The organism is bacterium, from assembly GCA_021158245.1.
GTDB lineage: Bacteria > Zhuqueibacterota > QNDG01 > QNDG01 > QNDG01 > QNDG01.
In genome coordinates, this window is sequence record JAGGVB010000053.1 from 1 (window position 1) to 4473 (window position 4473).

Here is a 4473-nt window from a genome sequence, read left to right on the forward strand (position 1 = left end):
AGCGCGTCGTATTTATACTAAAGAGTTCAAATTGGAATCAATTCAATTAGTTGAATCCAAAGGTGGTAATGCATCTAAAGTTGCCAGAAATCTTGGAATCAGCCCAAATCTGCTTAACCGGTGGATACGTGAATACAAGGCAGATACTGAATACGCGTTTCCCGGACTTGGCAGACTGAAAGAACCGGAAGAAGAAGTGCGTCAGCTTCGGAAAGAACTGGCTGACACCAGGATGGAGCGAGATATTTTAAAAAAAGCCTTGGCCATTTTCTCAAAACCGTCCCAATGAAATACCGGTTTATACAAATGCATACGCATATGTTTCCGGTGGAGAAAATGTGCCATGCTCTCAAGGTCGGTCGGGGCGGCTATTACGCCTGGCTTGGGAGACCGCTTAGTAAGCGGGCAGAGGAAAACATGCAGTTGATTGAACGAATAAAGAATATCTACGAAAAAAGTCACAGACGCTACGGCAGCCCACGGATTACCGATGAGCTGCATAAGGAAGGATTTGTAGTCAGCAGAGCCAGAGTAGCACGCCTTATGAAAGCATATGGCATAAACGCTGTCAGTAAGAAGAAATTCAAGGTTACCACAGACAGTAACCATAACTACCCCGTGGCACCAAACTTACTGGAACGTGATTTTACTGTAGAAAAGCCCAATAGCGTGTGGGTATCTGATATCACCTACATATTCACTCAGGCTGGTTGGCTTTATCTTACTGTGATAATTGACCTGTTTAACCGCATGGTTGTAGGCTGGTCCATGAGCAGTAGCATGAGTGCCGCTGAAACGACAATAGCAGCCTTAGACCATGCATATGGGAGATTCCATCCTACAGAGGGATTGATCTTTCATTCTGATCGTGGTATTCAGTATGCATGTAAAGATTTCAAAGAACAGCTTGCAAAATACAAAATGATCCAGAGTATGTCAGCCAAAGGTGACTGCTGGGATAATGCTGTTGCTGAGAGCTTTTTCGCGACACTGAAAAAAGAAGAGGTGTATCGTTATAAATATCAAAATCGCTGGCAGGCCCGGCAGTCAATTTTTTCGTACATTGAAATTTTCTATAATCGTATTCGGAAACATTCATATCTTGACAACATGTCTCCGGTGCAATTCACGGCCATGAAAAAGGCTGTTTAATCTTAACTATGTGTCCATTTTTTTGTGGCAATTCCAGCCTTTTTAAGAGGCTGTAAACACAATGTGATCCCCTGAGCAAGGGATCATCAATTATGCACCTGGATAACCACCGGTTTTCTGAAAGGCCTCAATTCCAAAATACAACTGGCAAAACGACGAGCGCGTAGGTTTTGAAATATCCATAACTTTATCAACATAATTTATTTCTTAACGGCTGATCTTGAATATGATTACCTACGCTTTTCAACATGGAACAAAATTTTTTTAACATTATTTCTTAAATTCACACAAAATTTACATAAATTGTTGATCAAAGTCAACTATTTTTTATCTTAACAAAGGCACGTATTGGCTCAAAAATAAAGTAAGTTTAGAGGAATTGAATTATTTCATAAATTGATCGCTGCCTCAAAATAGATGTAACCGTAAAGACGGGAGATTTTAGGATGAGTACATCGACTTGTAAAAAAACTAAAAAAGTGCAACTATTCCAAATTATCAATATCTAAACAAATTCTGCTCTGTTTCTTCTACCTCAAGATCGCCTTTTTAACGGGCAAATTCATATAACTTCTGCCTGCTGTACAACTTAAGCCGGATAGTAATGTATTAATTCATTCATTAATTTGATTAAATAATAATATTGCTGACAGTGCACTGTAAATTTTTGCAGAGACCTGGAACATTGCTATTTCTTTATTTATATTTGCAGAGCTTCATGCTTTTATGCTTTACTAAAAACCAGTGTCACTTTTGTCCCTGCTCCTTCTTTGCTGTCAATGAATATATTACCCCTGTTTTCCCTGACAAAATCTCTGCATAAGACTAATCCAAGCCCGGTTCCTTTTTCACCCTCAGTACCTAATCTTGAATTTTGTTTATCAATTCTGAATATCTCTTTCTGTAATTTTTTTGGAATCCCCGTACCACTATCCTGTACATAAATTTCAACATTTTCACCTTTTATTTTTGCAGAAATATTGACTGCTTCCCCTCTGTTGGAAAATTTAATCCCATTAGAAACCAAATTCTGCAAAACAGATTTGAACATATTTGGATCGGCTTTGATAAATATATTGCTGCTAATATCTTTATTAATCTTTATTTCTTTTTGGTCTGCACTGCCGCTCATTAAATATACTACAGAATCAACCATGTCTGAAAGATGAATCCGCTCCGGTTTGTGCTTCATTCTTCCCTGTTGCAGCTGTGACCAGTTGAGAAGATTTTCCAGAAGATTAAAAAGATGCAGTGTATTTTTTTTCAATTCCGATGCAATATCTTTAATCTTTTCTTTATCAAGTTCATTGATCCTGTCTGCAAGGAGCCTTGATCCCGAAAGCTGTACCTGAAGAGGGCTTTTAATATCATGGGCTATAATGGAAAAAAACTTATCTTTTGTTAAATTTACTTCCTTTAACTCCGTAAGTATTTTCTTTTGCTTCCCGTTAACCTTTTTAAGCTTATTTTCCTTCTCCTGTATCTTCTCATTTGCATAAGACAATTCCATGTTTATTGTTTTTTGATATTTGTACAAACGCAGAATTATCGTTGATACAGTAATAATGATAATAAAGCCTATAATTAAAATCCATAAAAGAATATGCTGTCTCCACATCTTCATATCCTGAATAGCCTTTTCCTTCTTTAACAGCTCCATCTCCTTGTCTTTTTTCCTAACTTCGTAAGCAGTCTGTATTGCAGATATTCTCTTTTGGTTGTTTTCCGAATAAACCTCTGCAGCAACTGTATCGTATTTCCTGATAAAATTTAGTGCCGTTTTATAATCGCCTGTTTTATCATAGTAGAGGTAAAAGCCCCAATAAGCATACAATAAATCCGATTTACTCGCTGTTTTTTTTGCTAAATGCAGGATCTTTTCAAAATAGCTTAATGCAAAACTATATTTATTCTCATCTAAGTAAATTGATCCGATATTGTAATATATTAAAACAGTATTTCCCTTATCTCCAATCTTTTCACTGTTATTCATCGCTTTATTATAATATCTCAGAGCTTCTTTATTTTTCCCTTTACCTTGTTCAATAACCCCCAAATTCAGATACGCTGTTATAAGACCTGAAATATTGCCTATTCTTTTACACAATTTTTCCGCTTTCAGGTAATATTTTGATGCTTCTTCCATATTTTGTTTTCTCGAATAAACAACACCAAGATCAATATAAACTATTGACTGATTGACCAAATCTCCAGTTTTATCATCTAATTTCTCTGCTAATTCAAGATACTCTAATGCCTTATCATTATCCCCATTATCCATAAGTACTAAACTTTGATTTATATATCCCTTTATAATTCTGGCAGTATCTTTATTTGCCTCTGCAATCTCCATCATCTTAACAAAATAACCAAGGGCCTTATCCTTCTCACCAAATGAATTATATACAAGGCCGATATTTATCAACGACTCGCATATACCAACATGATCCTGTAATTTCTCGAATATACTTAAAGCTTGCTTATTGTAGTCATAAGCCGCTTTTAAATCTCCTTTTGCCAGATAATTCACTCCTGTATTTTGCAAAGCTTCTGCAATACCTTTTTGATATCCCAAATCCTTTGCAAATTTTATAGCCTTTTTTGAATACTTCAATCCTGAATCAGGAAAAACAGTATTATAAGCAAACGAAATCTTATTAAGAATATCAATTCGAGCCACTTTTTCATGCTCTTTTATAATAGACTTAAGACTGTCAATTTTTTGCTGTTGTGCAAAAATAACCGCAGGAAAAAACCAGATCAGCAGTATATATCTTTTTTTCATGTTTTTCTCTTTATGATATAATAAACACTCATTGACTCGAATGACAAAATCAACAGAATAAAATATGCAAAAAAGGTGCCAGATTTAAAGCCAAAATAAATTAGCTGCCTAATGCCTTAATAAACCGCTATTTATAGAAAAATAACAGCGATTGCGGTTAATCTGTTTATGTACAAATTAAGGCCGAATTATTTTAATTTGGTAAATCAAACCAAATTCATCTCCGGATATCAGCCGCCCGTCTCTCTTGTTGCACACAGTGTAGCGGATATCCTCTCCCATTGATGTAACAATTACTGTTTCTGCATTTTTTCCGCCGTATTCGTTTTAACGGCATTATCAATCAGAACAACATTCGTCTGTTCAAGCCGTCGCAAGAAACTAAGTACTATATAAAACCGTAATTTATTTAAAGTTTAGTGCATATGACCATAGGAATCCGTAAATTTGAAAGAATACTAAAAATTAAGGAGAATCCTTATGGTAGATGTAAAACATAACTACGGCATCAAGCGTTTAAAATCAAAAGATGCCAA

General features: G+C 35.6%; 2 protein-coding genes. One reads left to right on the forward strand and one right to left on the reverse strand.

Going from position 1 to position 4473, the window contains the following annotated elements:
• Positions 1-1152, forward strand: a protein-coding gene (locus tag J7K93_02850) for an IS3 family transposase (GenBank protein ID MCD6115929.1) whose coding sequence is annotated in 2 segments (ribosomal slippage) — positions 1-260 and positions 260-1152 — 1153 coding nt annotated over the 2 segments. Because the reading frame shifts where the segments join, the coding sequence is not laid out codon by codon here. This gene is flagged as partial in the annotation.
• Between the two features lie 724 nt (positions 1153-1876).
• Here the strand turns inward: J7K93_02850 and J7K93_02855 are convergent.
• Positions 1877-3937, reverse strand: a complete 2061-nt coding sequence (locus tag J7K93_02855; protein MCD6115930.1) for a tetratricopeptide repeat protein — start codon at positions 3935-3937, stop codon at positions 1877-1879.
• Positions 3938-4473 lie beyond the last annotated feature (536 nt).